The organism is Paenibacillus sp. EZ-K15 (assembly GCF_002573715.1).
In the GTDB taxonomy this organism is placed as follows: Bacteria; Bacillota; Bacilli; order Paenibacillales; family Paenibacillaceae; genus Paenibacillus_AQ.
The window spans coordinates 23,707-42,925 of the sequence record NZ_PDHM01000021.1 but is presented as its reverse complement, the minus strand read 5'-3'; the positions used below and the strand labels follow the sequence as shown (position 1 = coordinate 42,925).

The following is a 19,219-nucleotide window of genomic DNA, read 5'->3' as shown; positions in this document are numbered from 1 at the left end:
AGAAGAAAGTACATGTTAATATTCCGGAGTTGGATGTTATTATGAAAGCGCTTTAGGTTTTGAGGTGATACGCACAAGGGGGAAAGGGATATCCGGTTTCATAAGGAGATGGGCAGCTCGAAATCCGAGCCGTTGTGCAGAAGCGACAAAGGTAAACAATCTGTAAGAAATATGGAAGGGAGCGATATGCATGAGAAGAAAATGGAGTTTGGTTTTGATGAGCGCGCTAATCGCCTTAACGGCGGTCGGCTGTAATGGTGCCAAGGAAGCGGATGGTGGAACCTCCGGTTCATCAAGCGCTGCCGCTGATGGCAAGCTGTCCTTCACGATGTCCATGGCAACCAGCGGAAACAAACATGTCGAGCGTTCGAAGGATGTAAATGAAGAGAGATGGGTGAAGGAGCTTGAGAAGCTGACCAACACGGATATTGAACTGACGATGCTTCCACTGAAGGACTTCGATAGCAAAATGACTTTAATGTTTGCCTCTAATGATATTCCTGATGTTGTTCAGAACGTGGGAGGGGCTACAAGCAAGGGGATGTCCGGTTCCGTAGAAGCAGGCGTATTTATGCCGCTTGACGACTTGCTGAAGGAGCATGCTCCGAATTTGATGAAGAGCGTGCCGAAGGAAGCCTGGCAGGAGACAAGCTATGACGGCAAAATTTACGGAATACCGGCATGGCTGTCCAACCCGTCCCGGAGAGGGCTGTATATCCGGACCGATCTGCTGGAAAAGACAGAGCTCCCGGCACCAAAAACGGTGGATGAATTTCTGGACGTAATGCGTGCGATGAAGAAGGAAGGCGTTGAGTTCCCGTATCAAATGCGGGAGAACTTTAAATATGCCGACACGATTCTGGGGGCGTTCGATGTGCTGCCATCCCAGTACGAACTGCAGAACGGGGAGGTTGTTCCCAAGTTCTTTGACGTGGAAAATATGACGAAGGCACTGGAGACCTATAAGACCATGTACGATGAAGGTCTGATTCCCAAAGATTTTGCGACCCTGACCTCCAGTGACTATGGAAAAAACATTGAGAGCGGTAAATCCGGCATGTGGTCCGCCAACGCCCAGCTTCTGGCAGGCTTCCGCGGCAAGCTGAAAAATGCCGTACCAGACGCCAAGGTTGATATCATTGCATCGCCGCGCGGTCCGGAGAACACCGGAGGCCATCTTCTGTATTCAAGCATTAATACGTCTTACTATATTAATAGCAAGGTCTCAGAGGAGAAAGCCATCGGCATTATCAAGTTTTTTGACTGGATGCTGACGCCGGAGGCGGAGACATATTTCTCGTTCGGCATTGAAGGTGAAACTTACACACGGGAGAACGGCGCAATCAAGTTCACGCCTCCATCCACGCCTGAAGCCATGGATGAAGACGGTTTCCGCAGCATGTTCTGGTTCGTCCACGATATGGTGTACAACAAGGCAAAGGAAGAGTTGACCGAGGACGGGCAGGACATGATCAAGTTCATGGATACGGTGGTCTTCAAGGAAGGGCTGGGGTCGATCCGCTTCTCCCCGGCATTGGACGCGTATTCCAAATATCCGGATACCGCACCGCAAGGCGATGACGTGGGGCCGAAGCTGGTTCTCGATCATATGATCAAGATGATTTATGGCAGAGAGCCGATCTCGGATTGGCCGAAAGTGATTGAGGAATATAAGAAGAAGGGTGGCCTTGAGATTATTAAGGAAGCCACAGACCGCTACAACGAAGAGAAGGGCGTTGTCATCTCGGAAAACCGGAAATAACCGATTCATGAAGAGAAGGAGATGTTCACATGAGCTTGCATGATATGAGCGGCAAACAAGCTGTATTCTTCGAGCAAATCATGGGGCTGCCGGTCTTCGATACCCATACCCATCTTATCGGTGACCGGCTTGGCGCAAGGGACTTTTGGGAGATCGCCCATTACTTCTGGTTCTACCGAGAGCTGCAAGCCGGTGGCTACCCGGATGAAGCGGATAAATTGCCGGAGGCGGAGCGAATTGCTGCTTTTCTAAAAGCCTATCAATCAACGAGAAGCACGCTGATGAACTGGGTATTCACCTCCATTATGCGTGAATTATACGAAGTTACCATCAAAGATGAACATTCGGTGCGGGAAGCTATGGCTCGCGTACGGCAAGCGTCCGCCGAAGAGGGCTGGGCACAACAAACGGCAGACCGGATGAACATCCGCCGGTTTGTCGTGAATCATCCGGAACATGCAACGTTTCAAGGCATGCGGGATGATGCCGTATTGATCCACAGGATTGATGGCGTGCTGGGTCCCTGGGTTGACCGCATCGTGCAATCTAATGATCCGGCCAGGACTTTTCTGGATGTGGGAGGCGAGATTGACCTGCTGCTCGGCAGATTTCGCGAAGCTGGCCTCCCGGGCATCATGACAACGCTGCCGCGGTATGAATCGAGTTCGCACATCCGTAAGGAGATTGGGCCGGCAAGCGGGCGTGACGACATTCTGATGGAGCTGCTGCACGTCATATGTGGTGCTGCGGAGCGGAACGGCCTGCTCGTTCAGCTGTTTCTGGGAGTAGAGAGGTCGTGGTGCGGTACGGCGTTCCCGGCCAACGATACAGAGCGGATTCTAAAGCTGACTGCTTTGTTTGAGTCGTATCGTTGTGAATTTGAGCTTGTGCTTGCATCGGAGCTGAGCAATCTTGATGCTGTACAGGCAGCCTGGAATTTCCCGAACGTTCATGTCGGCGGCATGTGGTGGTTCAACTTCCGGGCGAGCACCTACCGGGACAGCATGCAGTACCGTCTGGAGGCACTCCCGGCAAGCAAGAGCTCGATTATCGTTTCCGATGCCCGCTGCATGGAATGGAGTTACGGCAAGATTTTGCTTGTGAAGAAGCTGGCTGCCGAGTTTCTGTGGGAACGGATCCTATCTGGCTGGATCGACGAAGAGACGGCGCTGCATACGGCACATGAATGGTTCTACGCGAGTGCTATGAGACGCTATGGCATTCGTTCGGGAGGTATTTGAGGGAAACAGGTTGACACATCGATAATTCCCGATATAATGATACGTATGAAACCAATCGAAGTTTTTAAAGCGTTGTCGAATGAATCGCGGCTTGAAATATTGCAGTGGCTCAAGGAACCGGAACAACATTTTACACCCCACGAAGGGATTGATATGAGGAAAGTCGGGGTATGCGTAAGCCAGGTGACCGAGAAACTGAATATGACGCAGTCCACCGCATCGCAATATTTATCGATTCTGCATCGGGCAGGTTTGATCAAGACGGAGCGGCTTGGAAAATTCACGTATTATAAGCGGGATGAAGAAGTTATCCAGGAAATCGGAGAGTATTTGAAGCAGGAGATATAGAGCAGGTGCTGAATGATTCCTTAAGAAATAAGGAATATTCAGTCTTGCTCCATACTATATATCTACATATTGCGATATGTATTTTTATTGGTTTAACATATCGACAATTCGTGATATATAAATACTATAGAGGGAGTGGAATTAATATCATGACAGGTGCTTGGAAGATTTATTTTTTGGCTATCGTTAGTTTTTTAGTGGGAACATCAGAGTATATTATATCGGGAGTTTTGGATAAAATTGCAGATTCGTTAGGAATTACGATAACCGCTGCTGGCCAGCTGATCACGATTTTCTCTTTGGTATATGCGATCTTGACCCCTATTCTTATGGCGCTGACCGCTAGAGTGGAGAGACGGAAGCTGTTGGTTTATTCATTGGGTATTTTTGTGATAGCGAATCTATTGTCATTTGCCCTTCCGGGGTATATTCCGTTTGTGATTGCGCGCGTTATTATGGCGATGGGCGCAGGGATGGTAGTCGTAACGGCACTCGGGATTGCCGCCAAAATCGCGCCTCCGGGTAAACAGGCGAGTTCAATCGCTACGGTTGTCATGGGCTTCACAGCTTCCCTGATCATTGGCGTCCCCCTCGGTCGTGTCGTAGCTGCTGTTTTCGGATGGAAATCCGTATTTGGTTTCATTGCCATTCTAGGGGTTGTTTCCATGATCGTGCTGCATAAGGCGATTCCGAAAACAAAAGGAGATGCTCCCGTGCCGCTGCTTCAGCAATTTGCGCTGCTCAAAAAGACAAAAGTCGCACTCGGTTTGGCGATCACGTTCTTCTGGCTGGGCGGGTACTCCATTGCCTATACGTACCTGTCTCCGTACCTTCTTCAAGTCAGCGGCCTGAACGAAGGTCTGATTAGTGCAGCACTGTTTGCCTTTGGCATTGCCAGTCTCATTGGCTCCAAGTTCGGTGGATTCAGTACGGATCGATGGGGGGTACCGCTCACATTAACCGGTGGCATGATACTGCATATTCTTGCGTTAATCGTTCTGAATTTTACCCATGCATCCGTATCTGTCATCCTCGTGTTTGCGATTCTTGTTATATGGTCCTTATCCGCCTGGTCTTCGGGTCCGACGCAGCAGTATAACCTCGTCCAGCTGGAGCCGGATTCATCCGGGGTTATGCTAGGCCTGAACCAATCCGTGATGCAGCTCTCGATGGCTGCTGGCGCAGGCATCGGAGGAGTTGCCGTGGAGCAATGGTCCTTATCGTCCATCACCTGGATCGGTGCCGGGGGCGTTGCCATAGCCATAGTAGTGTCGGTTGTACTTTTCCGATTAGGAAAGCGGGAGAGCACGGGGCGCGTGCCATTGGAAGCTTAATGTGAGTAACCGCTGGTGACAGCTATGCTGTAACGGCGCCTGATATGCAGCATCTTCAAACAATGTCGGAAAACGAAAGAATCTGTAAGACATCCCCCCTTCTCCAGAGATGAAAGGGACATCAATTTGACGCCCCAAAACGAGAAAGTTTATGCTATGATCAATGGATGGCGGAAAATTTGGTTCCAAATTTTGCGAAGGAGGAGATGCGATTGGCTAAGCTTAAAGATATCGCCGAACGAGTCGGGGTATCCATATCTACGGTTTCGCGGGCCATCAGCAATGATGCAAATCGTCCGGTCAGCGAGGATACCAAGCAGAAAATCCGGCAAGCGGCGCTTGATCTTGGATATAAACTGCCTGAGTCATCCAAAAGCGTACATGATAACGGCAAGGCCGATAAGCGGGTTGTCTGCGTCGTTCCCCAAAACCTGATGGACGACCACCCGTATTTCTCAACGGTTCTTGCCGGTTTCCATAAAAAAATGGAGGAACTCGGACAGTCCCCGGCGATCGTTCGTACATGCGAGGAAATCGGCGATGCCGACAAAATACGCCTCATGCTTAGGGAGACAGGAGCCCAGGGGATTGTAGCCGTCAGTTGGTACGACAAGGAGCTGTTTGAACTGATACAGCAGGCCGGGGTTGCCATCATGGGCGTGAGTTTGAATGATGAGCAGCTGACCGTGCCCGTTGTAGACTGTGACCGGATTTTATCAGCGAGGGCAGCCGTACGCCACCTAATTGACCAGGGGCACACGCGAATCGCCTATATCGGGGGACCTGCGTATTCCAAGCAGATGGAGAGCGAAGAACGGTATGTCGGATATAAATTCGCTATGCTGGAAGCCAACCTGGAAGTGCGCGAGGAGTGGCTGATGAATACCGGATGGAATGTGGATCGGAGCTTCAGCAAGATGTCCGATCTATTGGGGGGGCTTCCTAAAGAGCAATGGCCAACGGCTGTTTTTTGTGCCAGCGACATGCTTGCCATTCCGGCCATGCGTGCCGTTGTCGAGAATCAAGGTCGCATACCGGAAGATATCGCGATCGTGGGGATGGATAACATTGATGTAGCCCAATATACAACGCCTCCGTTAACCTCGGTTTCCGTGCCCAAATACGAGATCGGCAGGGTGGCCGCCAAATCCATCGTGGATTATTTGGACGGACATTTCAAGGTGGCAACCAAAATATTACTGCCATGCTCATTGATTGTTCGGGAGTCCTCTAGTTTCACCAGAGAACGAAACTAACTGACTCAGTATGTATGATTAGTTGACATAGGTAGACGAAAAAAGGATCATCGAACAGCTGTCGGCATGAAATCCGACAGCTGTTTTTTTACGGATTTCACCTAATTGTTGGGGTTGTTGCGCCAAAAAAATCCAAAAAAGTGTTTGACAATGCCATATTGCTATATTATTATGAGTGAAAATCAATGATGTGTTTGGAATGAATTTTCCGATTTTGGAATTCGAAATGAACCACACTTCGCATATTTCCACCTTGTTTTTGTTTGCGCTTTCATTACTTTGATATAAAGAGATTATGAAGGTAAAGAATTCCTCTTATTAATGGATCAGGCCCTACGCATGCTCAGCGTTATGCCTTTCATATACCAATATGTATCCAAATTTAATCCGGAATTAGCCAAATAAACATCCAAAATAAATCCAAGAAATGAAATAACACCTGACTTGTTCGGGTTTTATTTATAAAATAATATTGCGTTACTATATCTAACATATAGTGCGCTCCAAAAAGGTATTGGCCAACAGATAGCTTGAGGTGGTGGTAGCTTAGTCATATGACGAATTGCAGAGAAAAGGAGGAAAATCATAAACGAGTATGTTTCACACTTCATTCATGGGAAGGAACTAATTCGCTGAATGAGTGGATACCCCACGCATTGTTGGCATGTCAAGATTGCTTTGCTAGTGAAACGAGGTTAACCCAATCCCATACATACGAGGTGATGCTCATTGGCTAATACGGCCCTGCAGCCCGCAGCAAACGCGGTACCCGAAACAAAACGTAAGCGCTTACTGTGGAATCGTATCTTACGCAATTGGCAGCTTTATGCCCTGATTTCACCGGTCATCGCCTATTACATTCTGTTCCAGTATGTTCCGATGTACGGCATCCAGATCGCCTTTAAGGACTTTATAGCAACGCAAGGAATATGGGGCAGTCCATGGGTCGGCTTTGAGCACTTCGATCGCTTTTTCAACAGTTATTATTTCTGGCGCCTGATCAAGAATACGCTGGGCATCGGTTTATACAGCCTTGCGGTCGGTTTTCCGATCCCGATCATTCTGGCTTTGCTCATGAACGAGGTTCGGGCTGAACGTTTCAAGAAATTCGTGCAGACCATCACGTATGCTCCTCACTTTCTGTCTACCGTGGTCGTTGTCGGGATGATGATGATTTTCCTGTCGCCCCGTTACGGCATCATCAATCATTTTATTGAAATGTTCGGCGGTCAGCCGATCAATTTCATGACGGAGCCCTCCTGGTTCAAATCCCTGTACGTTCTGTCGGATGTATGGCAGACCATGGGCTGGAGCTCCATTATCTATTTGGCTGCCCTTGCCGGCATTGACAACCAGCTGCATGAAGCTGCGCGTGTTGATGGTGCGACCAGGCTTCAGCGCATATGGCATATTAACATCCCAGGCATTATGCCAACGATCATCATCCTCTTGATCCTGAACATGGGCAGCATTATGGGTATCGGGTTCGAGAAGGTGCTCCTGATGCAAAACAACCTGAACATGGAGAGCTCCGACATTATTGCCACCTATGTCTACCGAATGGGGATTCAGAATGCCGAGTACAGTTTCTCCGCGGCCATCGGATTGTTTAATTCCGTCATCAATTTTGTCCTGCTGGTTGTCGTGAACTTTATTTCGAAGCGCGTGAGCGAGACCAGTCTTTGGTAAAGAGGGGAGTAAAAGAAGCATGCAAATTGAAACCAGAGGGGACCGCATTTTTAATGTTATCAACTATACGATTCTGATCCTGGTCACCATCATTGTCATGTACCCGCTGGTCTTTGTGCTTAGCGCATCGTTTAGCGACCCACAGGCGGTTCTACGGGGCGAGATGCTGCTGTGGCCCAAGGGAGTCAACTTGAATTCCTATGTGAAAATATTTCAGAACAAGGATATTATTAGCGGTTTTACCAACACGCTGGTGTATACATCGCTGGGCACATTCATTAATCTCACGATGACCATCCTTGCGGCCTATCCGCTGTCCCGGAAGGATTTTGTCGGGCGAAATGCGATCATGGCGCTGCTGGTCTTCACGATGTTTTTCAGCGGAGGACTCATTCCGACGTATTTGCTGATCAAGAACCTCGGCATGCTGAACACGCTCTGGGTCATGATTATCCCGAATGCGGTATCCATCTGGAACATCATCATTATGCGCACCTTCTTTCAGCAGTCCATACCCGGTGAGCTGCAGGAGGCGGCGACGATCGATGGCTGCTCGAATATTAAAATTTTGACCCGGATTATACTGCCGCTGTCCATGCCGATTATCGCGGTGACTATTTTGTTCTATGCGGTCGGTCATTGGAATGCGTTCTTCAATGCACTTCTGTATTTATCGGATAAAGATAAATTTCCGCTGCAGCTCATCCTGCGCGAAATTCTGATTCAGGGACAAACGAACGACATGGTCAAAATGTCGACCGAATCGGCGATTAAGCAGCAAAGGGAAGTGGAAGGCATTAAATACGCGGTGCTGGTCGTGGCTAATCTTCCGGTGCTGGCGCTCTATCCGTTCCTGCAGCGGTATTTTGTCAAAGGCGTGATGATTGGGGCCATCAAAGGATAATTCCTTGCATGGATATATGGATGGAACATGAAAAGGGGAGGATTACGGATGAAGCTGAAGCAATGGGGAAGTCTTCTATTGACCTGCATGTTGTCGGTATCGCTGGCGGTGGGCTGCAGTTCAAAAGGCACGGGAGGAACGGCTGAATCGGACTCCGCGGGTGAAGGGAAATCAGCGATTAATGAGACCGGGTTTCCGATTGTCAGTGACAAGATAACGGTGACCGGTTTTGCCGGAAAGTTCTTTGCCAACGCGGACTGGAACAGCATCAAGCTGTGGCAGGAATATGAGAAAACGACGAATATCCAGGTCAAGTGGGACACGGTGCAAAAAGACAATTTGGCGGAAAAGCGGAACCTGCTACTCGCCGGCGGCGATTATCCGGAAATGTTTTACGCCTCCGCCTTCCCAAGGGCGGACTTGCTGAAATACGGCAAGCAGGGAGCTTTTATCCCGCTGAATGATCTGATCGATCAATACGCGCCGAATTTCAAGGCGTTGATGGAGAAGTACCCGGTGATCGAGAAGGGGATCACGATGCCGGATGGCAACATTTACGGGCTGCCGACGCTGTATGATCCGGAGTTTCGTTCCGTGTTGTACGGAACGCCTTGGGTGAATTCGGAGTGGCTCACAAAGCTTGGGATTGCCGAGCCGCAGACGCTGGATGAATTCTACAACATGCTGAAGGCATTCAAGGAGGAGGATCCGAACGGAAACGGCCAGAAGGATGAATACGCCTGGGGTGGCGTCAAAACGGCCGGCATCGTAAACTACTTGCGCGGTTCATTTGGCCTGAATTATAACGGGACTTCCAACATTAACTTCGATACCGATCCAGAGAGCGGAAAGGTCTGTTTTATTCCGTCTGATCCGAGGTACAAAGAACTGCTTCAGTTCGTGAACAAGCTGTATAAGGACGGCCTGCTGGAGCAGGACATCATGTCCGTTCAGAGCACGGAAGTGGACGCGAAGGGAATGGAAGGGCTCCTCGGGGTAGTAGATAACGTGGACCCGGTCGCCATTTATAACCAGAAGGGTTATGTGGGGCTTCCCGTATTGAAGGGACCGCACGGCGATCAGATGTTCAGCGCTACGGGCTCACCCCTGGGCAATATCGGGATGTTTGTCCTGACAGACAAAGCGAAGAATCCGGCCGCGCTGATCCGCTGGATGGATTACTTCTACAGCGACGAAGGCATCCGCATGTTCTTCATGGGCTGGGAAGATGAAACGTATACGGAAGATGCAGACGGCAATGTGGATTATGTGGACGATATTAAGAATAACCCGGAAGGACTTAATCTGGACCAGGCGGTAGGGCAGTACCTGATTTGGCCTGGCGGATACTACCCAGGTTTTGTAACGCAGAAGTATTTTAAAGGAGCGGAAGGCCTGCCGACTTCTGTGGAGAACGCGAAAAAAGCGGAGCCGTATGTCATCCCTCAAGACAAAGTCTGGCCGCCGTTTAATTTTACGGCCGAGGAACAGTCCGAGCTTACCGGCATTCAGACCGACATTAACACGTACGTGGATGAGATGAGGGATAAATTTATTGCCGGCAACGAGTCCTTTGATAACTGGGACGAGTATGTAGCCACCCTGCAAAAAATGGGAGTGGACCGCTATCTGGCCATTTACCAGTCCGCGGCAGATCGTTACGCCGAATAGAGAGTACCTAAACATAAAAAGGAGCGACACGATATGACACAAATGAAAGCCATATTGATCGGGGCAGGCGCGCGCGGCGCCGGAGGTTATGCCCCCTATGCCCTGGATTATCCGCATGAGCTGACCTTCGTGGCCGTGGCCGAGGCCGATCCGGCGCGGCGAATCCGTTTTGCCGAGAAGCATGGAATTCCGCCGGAACGGTGTTATGAATCCTGGGAGCCGCTGCTGGCGGAGCCCTGCCTTGCCGATATCGCCGTCATCTGTACACAGGATCGCATGCACTATGGTCCAACCATGCAAGCACTGGAGAAACAGTATCACGTGCTTCTGGAGAAACCGATGTCTCCGGAACCGAAGGAGTGTCTTGAGATGGAGCAGGCGGCCATTCGCAACAACCGGCTGCTGACCATATGCCATGTTCTGAGATATACCCCTTTTTGGAGTACCATCAAACGCGTGATTCAGGAGGGGACCATCGGTGAGGTGGCTTCGATCCAGCTGAACGAGAATGTGGGATACTGGCATATCGCGCACAGCTTTGTGCGGGGGAACTGGAATAACTCCGACAAGGCCAGCCCGATGATATTGGCCAAATCCTGCCATGATATGGATGTGCTGTCGTGGCTGATGGACCGGCCGTGTACGCAGGTTACTTCGTTTGGCTCCCTGATGCATTTCCGGGAGGAGCAGGCCCCCGAAGGTTCGGCCGACCGCTGCCTCGATTGCCAGGTAGAACCAACCTGTCCATATTCGGCACCCCGGTTTTACTTGAGCGATCAGTACAAGGGATGGGCGGGGCATTTCACCCAGGAGCTGACCAAGCCGAACATCATTCAAGGGCTTCGCGATACGGACTATGGCCGCTGCGTATATCGGAGCGATAACAATGTGGTCGATCATCAGGTCGTCAACATGGAGTTTGAGGGCGGTGCCACCGCGATGTTCAGCATGTGCGGATTCACGTATGAACAGGAGCGCAGAATTCAGATCATGGGCACCCGCGGCGAGCTTCGTGGTGAGGAAGGCAAGATTACGGTTTACGATTTCCTGACTGGACAGAAAACAGAGATTACGATTCCTTCGCAGTCCAGCGGACATGGCGGGGGCGACAGCGGAATTGTGGCCAGCTTCCTGAAGGAGGTTCGGAGCTATAACGGGCAGGAGAGCCTGACGTCGGCCAGTGCCTCCGTGCGGAGCCATCTGATTGCGTTCGCGGCAGAGAAATCGAGGCTGAATCACGGCCAATCCATCAATTTGAACGAATATGCGCGGGAATTGATGGCGGAAGAAAACGCGGTGAAATAAATGAAATCATATTAAAAATACATCATATGAAAAATTCACAATAGATACCAAGAAGAAACCGCCGATCTCGTGGATCCGCGGCTTCTTCTTTTTTATTTCACCTGATCAATGGACAGGCTGACTTTATAATTGCCGTACTTCAGAAGCTCTTCCAGAAAATCATTCAATTCTTTGGGTGAGCTGGCCCGTACTCTTAACCAATAACAGCCTTCACCACTGACGCGATGGGTTTCGGCGACCATGTCATGTGACTGAACAAAGGAGACAAAGGCGGAATGAGCCGTGTTTAACACCATAAACATGGTAATAAACGCATGAACCGTCAGACCGATTTTGTCCGGATTCCAGCGCAGCGTAAAGCCTTCAATGACTCCCAGATCCTGCAGCTTCCGAACACGGGCCCCGACGGCTTGACCTGTCAAATGTACCTGTTGTCCGATGGCTTTGTGAGACAGACTCGCATCCTCCAGCAGGTGATGTAAAATGCGAAGATCGACTTCGTCTAGTTCATGAGCGCTTGGCATGGTCATTTCCTTTCACGATGAAAGTGAGTCCCTCTAATTTCTTTCATGAAGCTGTAGGCGGGAATATTAGCGTACTCTATAATGGGTTCAGAACCATATTAAATGAAACAAAGGGGAAATAAAAGTGAAACTTCAGCTTATACGTAATGCTACGTTAAGAATACAGTATGCCCATCTTGAACTGCTGGTCGATCCGATGTTTAGCGATGCCAAGGCAAACCCGCCGGTCATTAACACTGCGAATGACAGACGGAATCCGCTTGTGCCGCTGCCGTTCTCCATGGCTGACAAGCTCCGTCCGGATGTGGTGCTGGTCACGCACCTGCACCCGGATCACTGGGATCAAGCTGCTATGGATGCACTGCCAAAGACGACGCCGATCCTGTGTCAACCAGGAGATGAGGATACCTTGGCATCGCAAGGCTTTACGTCGGTGACGGCAGTCCAGGAAACCCTGGAATATGAAGGGGTTACGATAATCCGAACTGGCGGTCATCACGGCACGGGTGAGATCGGTCAGATGATGGGGCAGGTATCCGGTTTTATTTTAAAAGCAGAAGGACAGCCGACTCTGTATATAGCAGGCGATACCATCTGGTGTGATGAAGTGAAAGAAGTTTTGGATGCCCACAAGCCTGATATGACGGTGGTCAACGCCGGCGGTGCCCGGTTTCTCACGGGAGATCCGATCATCATGGATGAGGACGATGTGATCGAACTGCTGCGTTATGCTCCCTACACAAAGGCGGTTGCGGTCCATATGGAAGCCATCAATCACTGCCTTGTGACAAGAGAGGAGCTATCCGGTCGTCTGGCAGCGGAAGGTCTGCGTGCACCAATGGAAATTCCGCAGGATGGCGAATGGGTCGAATGGAAAGCGTAATACGCAACAGCTCGACATAGCAGTGGTAAAAGCTAACCGTCAGCCGATGCTTTCAGTAGTAGTTAGACAGTTTGAACATGATATAATCTATGCAGGAAGCTCCGTAATACGGAGCTTTTTTTGTTATCCCACCTCATCTACTACTTTTCATAAAAAAATAATCCCCATTCCATCAGGAACGTTATTTAATCCTGACATACTAGATGTCAGGATTTATGATTTATCATTCGATTCAGAAGTCAAAAAGTACGAAACGCGAGGAGTGTTAACGATGAAACTCGACAGGCTGCTAGGCATTACGATGGAATTGTTGACCAAAAAAAGAGTGACAGCCACGACGCTTGCCGCCCGGTATGAAGTCTCGGTTCGTACGATCTACCGCGATGTGGACCTCATTAATCAGGCCGGCATTCCGGTTGCTTCCTATCCCGGTGCGGATGGCGGCTTTGAATTGATGAACGGGTTCTATCTGACGAGGCAGCACTTCTCCGTTGATGACTTTTTGACGATCTACAATCTTTTGAAGGGCATCGAAGGGACTGTGAAGGGGAGATACACCACCATCATGAATAAGCTTGGAACCTTGCAGCCTGCCCTGTTGAACGGAGGATGTCATGAACAAATCCTATTCGATATGAGCACGTCGGAACATGAGCGGGCGTGGGTTCAGCCCATTCTAAATGCCATTGAACGCTCGAACCTGATGACCCTTCAGTATACGAGCACATCCGGCAGCTGCTCGGAGCGGCAAGTGGAGCCGCTCCAGCTGTACTGGGAACAAGGGGTGTGGTATTTGGAGGCTTACTGCTTGTTAAAGCAGGCGAAACGAATCTTCAGAGTATCGCGCATATCCAGTCTTGAAGTATCCAACGACACGTTCCTCCCAAGAGGAAACCTGGCGCGGGAGGATCAGGAGGCGGTGCAGGGTATACAGGCTCATCTCCGTTTCGATTCTTCCGCCGGACCGCGGGTGACCGAGCAATTTCCGGAGGCCTTCATCTCCGGCGAAGGACTTCTTGATGTCCAAACTGTTTTTTACACCAAAGCTTATGCCATCTCGGTGATCTTAAGCTACGGTTCCAAGGTGGAGATTATCTCCCCGCCGGAACTGAAAGAAGATCTGCTGCAGGAGCTGGAGGAAATACGTAAACGTTATGAATGATGAACAATCCAACAATATGAATCTTAAATCAACGCTCAAGGAGGAAGTTCCATATGACGATTTTGGTAACAGGCGCTACAGGTACCGTTGGAAAGCACATCGTGCAGCAACTTGTTCAGCAAGGTATAGAAGTAAGAGCGATCTCACGCAATCCGCAGCAAGCGAAAGTGCCGGAGGGCGTCCAGGTGGTTGCCGGGAATCTCAATGACCCGGATAGCCTGATCCCCGCCATGCAAGGCGTGACGGCCCTGCATTTGATCATCTCCAGTGATGAGGCATACGGGACCCTGCAGACGGATCCGCGGATTATTGAGCTTGCCGAGAAGGCAGGCATAAAGCGGGTAACCGTATTGGTGGGCTATGAAGAAGGTCCTGTCGAAGCTGCCCTTCGAGACAGCGGAATGGAATGGACCTTGCTCAAGCCAGGCGAATTTATGGCAAATATTCTGGTCGATTGGCAGGAGTCGATCCGCACAGAGGGGGTCGTCCGCGAGCCGTTCGGTCATGCGCTGAGTGCGAGAATACATGAAGCCGATATCGCGCGCGTTGCCGTCGCCGCACTTCTTGAGGAAGGTCACCATGGCCAAGAATATTTCCTTACGGGACCGGAAGCCCACTCGCGAACAGAAGCGGTTCGGATTATAAGCGAGGTAACAGGCAAGGACATCCGCTTTGTGGAACTGACCGAGGAACAGGCGAGGGATAAATGGAGAGCGCAAGGCTATGACGAGGAGTCGATTGAATTTTTTGTGCAAATGGGAAAAAATCCGCCCGAGATTGGTTATACGGTATTGCCGACGGTAGAGCAGGTCACGGGGCGGCCGGCAGCCACGCTTGCTGATTGGGTCCGTGATCATTTGGACGATTTTTAAGAATAAGCCAGCATGGCATACTGTAGGTCGGTATTTATAGAAAGAGGAGGAGTTGTGAAACTTGCCTTACGCCATTGAAACGAAGGAGCTTCGCAAATCTTACAACGGCATGGAGGTCGTTCGAGGAATCGATCTGCGAGTGGAACAAGGAGAGCTATTTGCCTTGTTAGGTCCGAACGGAGCTGGAAAAACAACCACCATCCATATGTTATCCACTCTAGTTAAGCCGGATGGGGGTTTCGCAAGCGTGGTTGGGCTTGATATCGTGGGCAATGCCCGGAACGTTCGGAGAAAGATTAGCCTGACAGGCCAGTTTGCAGCACTGGATGAAGGACTCTCCGGTCTTCAGAATTTAAAGCTGATTTCAAGGCTTTACGGTTATTCGACGAAAATGGCTCGATCCGTAAGCGAGGAGCTGATCGAATCGTTTGGACTCGGCGAAGCGAAGGACCGCGCGGTGTTGCATTACTCTGGCGGGATGCGGAGACGGCTCGATATTGCCGCCAGTATCGTTACCGAGCCCGACGTTATTTTTCTGGATGAGCCGACAACTGGCCTCGATCCGCAAAGCCGCATTCAAGTGTGGGAAGTTGTAAGGTCTCTCTTGAAGCGGGGAACCACCGTGCTATTGACGACGCAATATCTGGAAGAAGCCGATCAGTTGGCGGACCGGATTGCCGTGATGGATAAGGGGAGTTTGATTGCGGAAGGGACGCCCCGGCAATTGAAGGCTTCCGTTGGCAACAGAACGTTAACCATCCAATTCATCGAACTGGTCGATCAGCGCAAGCTGGGTACTTTGTTAAACGAGGAACACGCGCTGAACGTATTGCAGGACGATCATCCGTTGGTACATAAGATTCCGGTGAAGGATGCAAGTGCTGCGAATCAGGCCCTTTGTACGCTGATGAAGAACGGGTTCGCCATTGAACATTTCGCCTTAAGCGAACCGAGTCTGGACGAGGTCTTTCTGTCACTGACCCACGCGAAGTCGAAGGGAGGCAGAGGTACTCCATGAGTGTGAGCCAACATACAGCGAATAAGGACGGCGTGCTGCCTGTTCGCCAAGCTGATACTGATCCTCCCAATGCCCTGACGGCAATTCGAATTTTTATGTGGAGAACCTGGCAGCATACCAAGGATAACGGATTTGGTCTGGTGATGGACGCGGTTCTGTCGCCGGTTCTGCTGCTGCTCATATTTAGTTACTTGTTCGGAGGAGCAATGGCCGGGTCAACCGGGGCTTATATTCAATTCCTATTGCCCGGCATTCTGATCCTGACAGTCGTTCCCATGACGGTGTATAGCGGAACCACGATATGCTCAGATATTACCAAAGGGGTATACAATCGTTTTCGAACGCTGCCCTTTTGGCAGCCCGCCTCCGTGCTTGGTTCCATCGTGACGGATGGTTTACGCTATACGGTCGGCGTTATCGTTGCTCTGGGTACAGGGCTTGCGCTGGGCTTCCACCCCGAGGGCAGCGTCATCCAAATTGTACTCGCCATTGCTTTCATCCTATTTTTTGCATTCAGCGTCAGCTGGATATTTGCACTGATCGGCGTCGTGGCCAAACGGCCGGAGACGGTATCGGGGTCCAGCATGATCGCGATATACCCGCTGCTGTTTGCCAGCAATATTCTGGTGGATTCGTCGACGATGCCGAAATGGACGGGCATTCTCATCGATCTGAATCCGATCAGCATGGCGGCAACCACCGTCAGGGGACTGATGAACGGCACGGCAACCATGCCTGTGATCATGATCGGAATCGGGGTCTGCGTGGTGATTATCGCTATTTTCGCCCCGATTACGCTGTATCTGTATCAGACAAAAAACGAGCGGTAAGAGGCACAAAAAAACCAGGTTTGCATGAGCATGCAGCCTGGTTTTTCATCTATGTATCGTCATTATGGTTGATGTAAATCGTATAGGTGTTTTTGGACCCACGATAAATACACAATACTACAACGGAAAGTATAAGTCTATATTTTTTTCGGGAAACCCCTATACTTAAAGCTATTCTTTAGCAAAGAGGGGGAATTTCCGAATGCTGAATCCAAGCGAAAGCGCAGAGCGGGAATATCTAGAGTTTGTATTAAAGGAGCTTCATCGAGCATCGGAGGAATTAGAGGGTAAGGTGTCCGATTCGTACAAGGATATCATTGAAGCGAAGAAATATCTGTGGGTGAACATGGCCCAATTGGATGCGGCGGAACGGGCAGCCAACCGGGTTGATATTTCCTTGTCGATTGATACAGGAGAGAAGACGGTGGCCAGGCTGCAAAAGATTCGCAAACTGCTCGCCTCGCCGTATTTTGGTAGGGTCGATTTCCGAACGAATGAAACGATTGAAGAAGGTGCTTATTATATCGGCATCCATTCTTTCACGGACGGAGGGAGTCAGGAGCATTTCATCTATGATTGGCGCTCGCCGGTAGCAAGCTTGTTCTATGATTACAATGTCGGTCCTGCGTCGTATGAAGCGCCCATGGGCAGGATGCAAGGCGAAATTACCGTCAAAAGGCAGTACAAAATCAAAGACGGTCATATGGAATATATGATTGAGAGCTCCATGAACATCAATGACGACGTGCTGCAGAAGGAGCTCAGCAGCACGTCGGACGAGAAGATGAAGAATATTGTGGCTACCATCCAGCAGGAGCAAAATGCCATCATACGAAACGAGACCGCAAATGAGCTGATCATACAGGGGGCGGCAGGCTCAGGCAAAACCTCAGTGGCTCTGCACAGGGTAGCTTTTCTGTTATACCGCCATAAGGAGACTTTGACTTCCAGCAACGTGCTCATTATATCCCCCCATAAAGTGTTCTCCGATTATATATCCAACGTTCTGCCAGAGCTTGGTGAAGAGAAAATCATGGAGGTTACGATGGAGGAGCTTGCTGCCAAAGAGCTGGGCGGATTATGTCAGTTTCAGACCTTCTTCGAACAGGTGAATGAAATCGTGAGCACCCATGAAGAGCAGGTCATTGAACGGATCCGGTATAAGGCCGGCATGCACTTCGTGCACGAGCTGGAGGCTTATATGAAATATGCCGATGAGCAGTTCTTCCTGCCTGCGGATATTCAGCTGAAGGGCGTATGTATTTTGGCTTCGGAGATCAGGGACATTTACCTTGGCATCATGACCCTACCGCTCAGGCAGCGCTTGGAGAAGACGGCCTCCATCCTGTCAGGCCGGGCTCGTACGGAGGATGGAGAGAGGCTGACAGCCGCAGAAGCCAAAAAAGTCAAAGCCGCGATCAAGAAAATGTTCAAATTTCAAAATGCGCTCAGCATGTACAAGGAATTCTTCTCATATAGGAACAAACCGGATATGTTCATCATGAACGGAAGGAACACGATCGAGTATGCGGACGTTTTTCCGCTGCTGTATCTCAAAATGTATTTGGAGGGAAGGACGGCATACGATATGGTGAAGCATCTGCTGGTCGATGAAATGCAGGATTATACACCCATTCAATATGCCGTGCTCTCCAGATGGTTTACGTGCAAAAAAACGATTCTTGGGGACAGCAACCAGTCGGTCAACGTATATACGTCCACTTCACTGCATGATATCAAGGGCGTGTTTCCATATGCCGATACGATTGAGTTGTTAAAAAGCTATCGTTCCACGCTGGAGATTATGGGACTCGCGAAGCGAATCCATCCGGGCAGCACCATGATTCCCGTGGAACGGCATGGAGAAGAACCGCAGGTGATCCGGTGTCGTGACGCCCGGGAGGAGCTGGCGTTCATTCAAGAGCTTAGCCGTCACTTTTTAGATTCCGGGCTGCAGACGATGGGGATCATATGCAAAACGTCTTCGCAGGCCCGGCAGGTGTATGAGTCTATCAGGGAGCTTGAGGGCAGCGTGAATCTGCTCGATTTTAGCAGCGACCGCTTTCAGGATGGGATTACAATCACCTTCGCCCATATGGCCAAGGGCCTGGAATTCGATCAGGTTATCGTTCCTTTTGCGGACGCCGAAAACTATCGTTCCGAGATGGATCGAAGCTTACTCTACATTGCTTGTACCCGGGCCATGCATAAGCTATCGCTGACCTATTCGGGCGAGCCGGCACCTTGGTTGGCCGTGTGAGCGTGAGCCGGAATCAGGATAGCGTCATCGATGTCATCCATAAGAACACTTTTTGATAAAGTCGCGACCGATGTTTGCGGCTTTTTTCATTAGATGATTGGAGTGAAATTACATCGATTATTGTTACTCTAGTATGTCTAAATTTGAATAAATCATATGG

16 protein-coding genes are annotated in these 19,219 nt (G+C 50.1%); 15 read left to right on the top strand and 1 reads right to left on the bottom strand.

The features are described 5' to 3' along the window. Nucleotides 1–190 precede the first annotated feature (190 nt). The 9 genes from CRG97_RS24285 to CRG97_RS24245 all read left to right on the top strand — a co-directional run bounded on the left by CRG97_RS24285 (nt 191) and on the right by CRG97_RS24245 (nt 11,510). The gene (locus CRG97_RS24285; protein WP_098748281.1) at nt 191–1,762 is read left to right on the top strand and encodes an extracellular solute-binding protein; all 1,572 of its coding nucleotides are present in this window, start codon (nt 191–193) and stop codon (nt 1,760–1,762) included. Between the two features lie 29 nt (nt 1,763–1,791). Next, on the top strand, nt 1,792–3,003 hold the full coding sequence (locus tag CRG97_RS24280; protein WP_098748280.1) for a glucuronate isomerase: 1,212 nt from the start codon (nt 1,792–1,794) through the stop codon (nt 3,001–3,003). A 45-nt stretch (nt 3,004–3,048) separates the two neighbouring features. Beyond that, on the top strand, nt 3,049–3,351 hold the full coding sequence (locus CRG97_RS24275) for an ArsR/SmtB family transcription factor (protein ID WP_076324483.1): 303 nt from the start codon (nt 3,049–3,051) through the stop codon (nt 3,349–3,351). 149 nt (nt 3,352–3,500) lie between these two features. Continuing rightward, a complete protein-coding gene (locus CRG97_RS24270) occupies nt 3,501–4,685 on the top strand; it encodes an MFS transporter (protein WP_098748279.1) in 1,185 nt (394 codons plus the stop codon). Nucleotides 4,686–4,897: 212 nt separating this feature from the next. Further along, nucleotides 4,898–5,941, top strand: a complete 1,044-nt coding sequence (locus CRG97_RS24265) for a LacI family DNA-binding transcriptional regulator (RefSeq protein ID WP_098748278.1) — start codon at nt 4,898–4,900, stop codon at nt 5,939–5,941. A gap of 729 nt (nt 5,942–6,670) precedes the next feature. Further along, a complete protein-coding gene (locus CRG97_RS24260; RefSeq protein WP_098748277.1) occupies nt 6,671–7,630 on the top strand; it encodes an ABC transporter permease in 960 nt (319 codons plus the stop codon). 19 nt (nt 7,631–7,649) lie between these two features. Beyond that, the gene (locus CRG97_RS24255) at nt 7,650–8,534 is read left to right on the top strand and encodes a carbohydrate ABC transporter permease (RefSeq protein ID WP_076324174.1); all 885 of its coding nucleotides are present in this window, start codon (nt 7,650–7,652) and stop codon (nt 8,532–8,534) included. A 48-nt stretch (nt 8,535–8,582) separates the two neighbouring features. Next, on the top strand, nt 8,583–10,205 hold the full coding sequence (locus CRG97_RS24250) for an extracellular solute-binding protein (RefSeq protein WP_098748276.1): 1,623 nt from the start codon (nt 8,583–8,585) through the stop codon (nt 10,203–10,205). Between the two features lie 33 nt (nt 10,206–10,238). Then, nucleotides 10,239–11,510, top strand: coding sequence for a Gfo/Idh/MocA family protein (locus tag CRG97_RS24245; RefSeq protein ID WP_098748275.1), 1,272 nt, complete (start codon nt 10,239–10,241; stop codon nt 11,508–11,510). Nucleotides 11,511–11,602: 92 nt separating this feature from the next. Here CRG97_RS24245 and CRG97_RS24240 read toward each other — a convergent pair whose 3' ends face one another. Then, on the bottom strand, nt 11,603–12,034 hold the full coding sequence (locus tag CRG97_RS24240; RefSeq protein ID WP_098748274.1) for an Lrp/AsnC family transcriptional regulator: 432 nt from the start codon (nt 12,032–12,034) through the stop codon (nt 11,603–11,605). A gap of 124 nt (nt 12,035–12,158) precedes the next feature. Here CRG97_RS24240 and CRG97_RS24235 point away from each other — a divergent pair, with 124 nt between their 5' ends. From CRG97_RS24235 to CRG97_RS24210, 6 genes are all read left to right on the top strand, one after another. Then, nucleotides 12,159–12,917 carry an MBL fold metallo-hydrolase gene (locus CRG97_RS24235; protein ID WP_098748273.1) on the top strand — a complete coding sequence of 253 codons (759 nt, stop codon included), beginning with the start codon at nt 12,159–12,161 and terminating at the stop codon, nt 12,915–12,917. A gap of 271 nt (nt 12,918–13,188) precedes the next feature. Continuing rightward, nucleotides 13,189–14,079 (top strand): helix-turn-helix transcriptional regulator, encoded by an 891-nt coding sequence (locus CRG97_RS24230; RefSeq protein ID WP_098748272.1) that lies wholly within the window; start codon nt 13,189–13,191, stop codon nt 14,077–14,079. Between the two features lie 53 nt (nt 14,080–14,132). Next, nucleotides 14,133–14,951, top strand: a complete 819-nt coding sequence (locus CRG97_RS24225; RefSeq protein WP_098748271.1) for an NAD(P)H-binding protein — start codon at nt 14,133–14,135, stop codon at nt 14,949–14,951. Nucleotides 14,952–15,012: 61 nt separating this feature from the next. Further along, nucleotides 15,013–15,969 carry an ATP-binding cassette domain-containing protein gene (locus CRG97_RS24220; RefSeq protein ID WP_098748270.1) on the top strand — a complete coding sequence of 319 codons (957 nt, stop codon included), beginning with the start codon at nt 15,013–15,015 and terminating at the stop codon, nt 15,967–15,969. Then, nucleotides 15,966–16,799 carry an ABC transporter permease gene (locus CRG97_RS24215; protein WP_098748269.1) on the top strand — a complete coding sequence of 278 codons (834 nt, stop codon included), beginning with the start codon at nt 15,966–15,968 and terminating at the stop codon, nt 16,797–16,799. Before CRG97_RS24220 ends, CRG97_RS24215 begins: the two co-directional genes overlap by 4 nt. Nucleotides 16,800–17,001: 202 nt before the next feature. After that, nucleotides 17,002–19,059 (top strand): HelD family protein, encoded by a 2,058-nt coding sequence (locus tag CRG97_RS24210; protein WP_098748268.1) that lies wholly within the window; start codon nt 17,002–17,004, stop codon nt 19,057–19,059. The last annotated feature ends 160 nt before the right edge of the window (nt 19,060–19,219 follow it).

What these genes read in the sequence shown, in the direction of transcription:
- CRG97_RS24285 (WP_098748281.1), top strand. Translation starts at nt 191, where the DNA reads ATGAGAAGAAAATGGAGTTTGGTTTTGATGAGCGCGCTAATCGCCTTA.
- CRG97_RS24280 (WP_098748280.1), top strand. Translation starts at nt 1,792, where the DNA reads ATGAGCTTGCATGATATGAGCGGCAAACAAGCTGTATTCTTCGAGCAA.
- CRG97_RS24275 (WP_076324483.1), top strand. Translation starts at nt 3,049, where the DNA reads ATGAAACCAATCGAAGTTTTTAAAGCGTTGTCGAATGAATCGCGGCTT.
- CRG97_RS24270 (WP_098748279.1), top strand. Translation starts at nt 3,501, where the DNA reads ATGACAGGTGCTTGGAAGATTTATTTTTTGGCTATCGTTAGTTTTTTA.
- CRG97_RS24255 (WP_076324174.1), top strand. Translation starts at nt 7,650, where the DNA reads ATGCAAATTGAAACCAGAGGGGACCGCATTTTTAATGTTATCAACTAT.
- CRG97_RS24250 (WP_098748276.1), top strand. Translation starts at nt 8,583, where the DNA reads ATGAAGCTGAAGCAATGGGGAAGTCTTCTATTGACCTGCATGTTGTCG.
- CRG97_RS24245 (WP_098748275.1), top strand. Translation starts at nt 10,239, where the DNA reads ATGACACAAATGAAAGCCATATTGATCGGGGCAGGCGCGCGCGGCGCC.
- CRG97_RS24240 (WP_098748274.1), bottom strand. Translation starts at nt 12,034, where the DNA reads ATGCCAAGCGCTCATGAACTAGACGAAGTCGATCTTCGCATTTTACAT.
- CRG97_RS24230 (WP_098748272.1), top strand. Translation starts at nt 13,189, where the DNA reads ATGAAACTCGACAGGCTGCTAGGCATTACGATGGAATTGTTGACCAAA.
- CRG97_RS24225 (WP_098748271.1), top strand. Translation starts at nt 14,133, where the DNA reads ATGACGATTTTGGTAACAGGCGCTACAGGTACCGTTGGAAAGCACATC.
- CRG97_RS24215 (WP_098748269.1), top strand. Translation starts at nt 15,966, where the DNA reads ATGAGTGTGAGCCAACATACAGCGAATAAGGACGGCGTGCTGCCTGTT.
- CRG97_RS24210 (WP_098748268.1), top strand. Translation starts at nt 17,002, where the DNA reads ATGCTGAATCCAAGCGAAAGCGCAGAGCGGGAATATCTAGAGTTTGTA.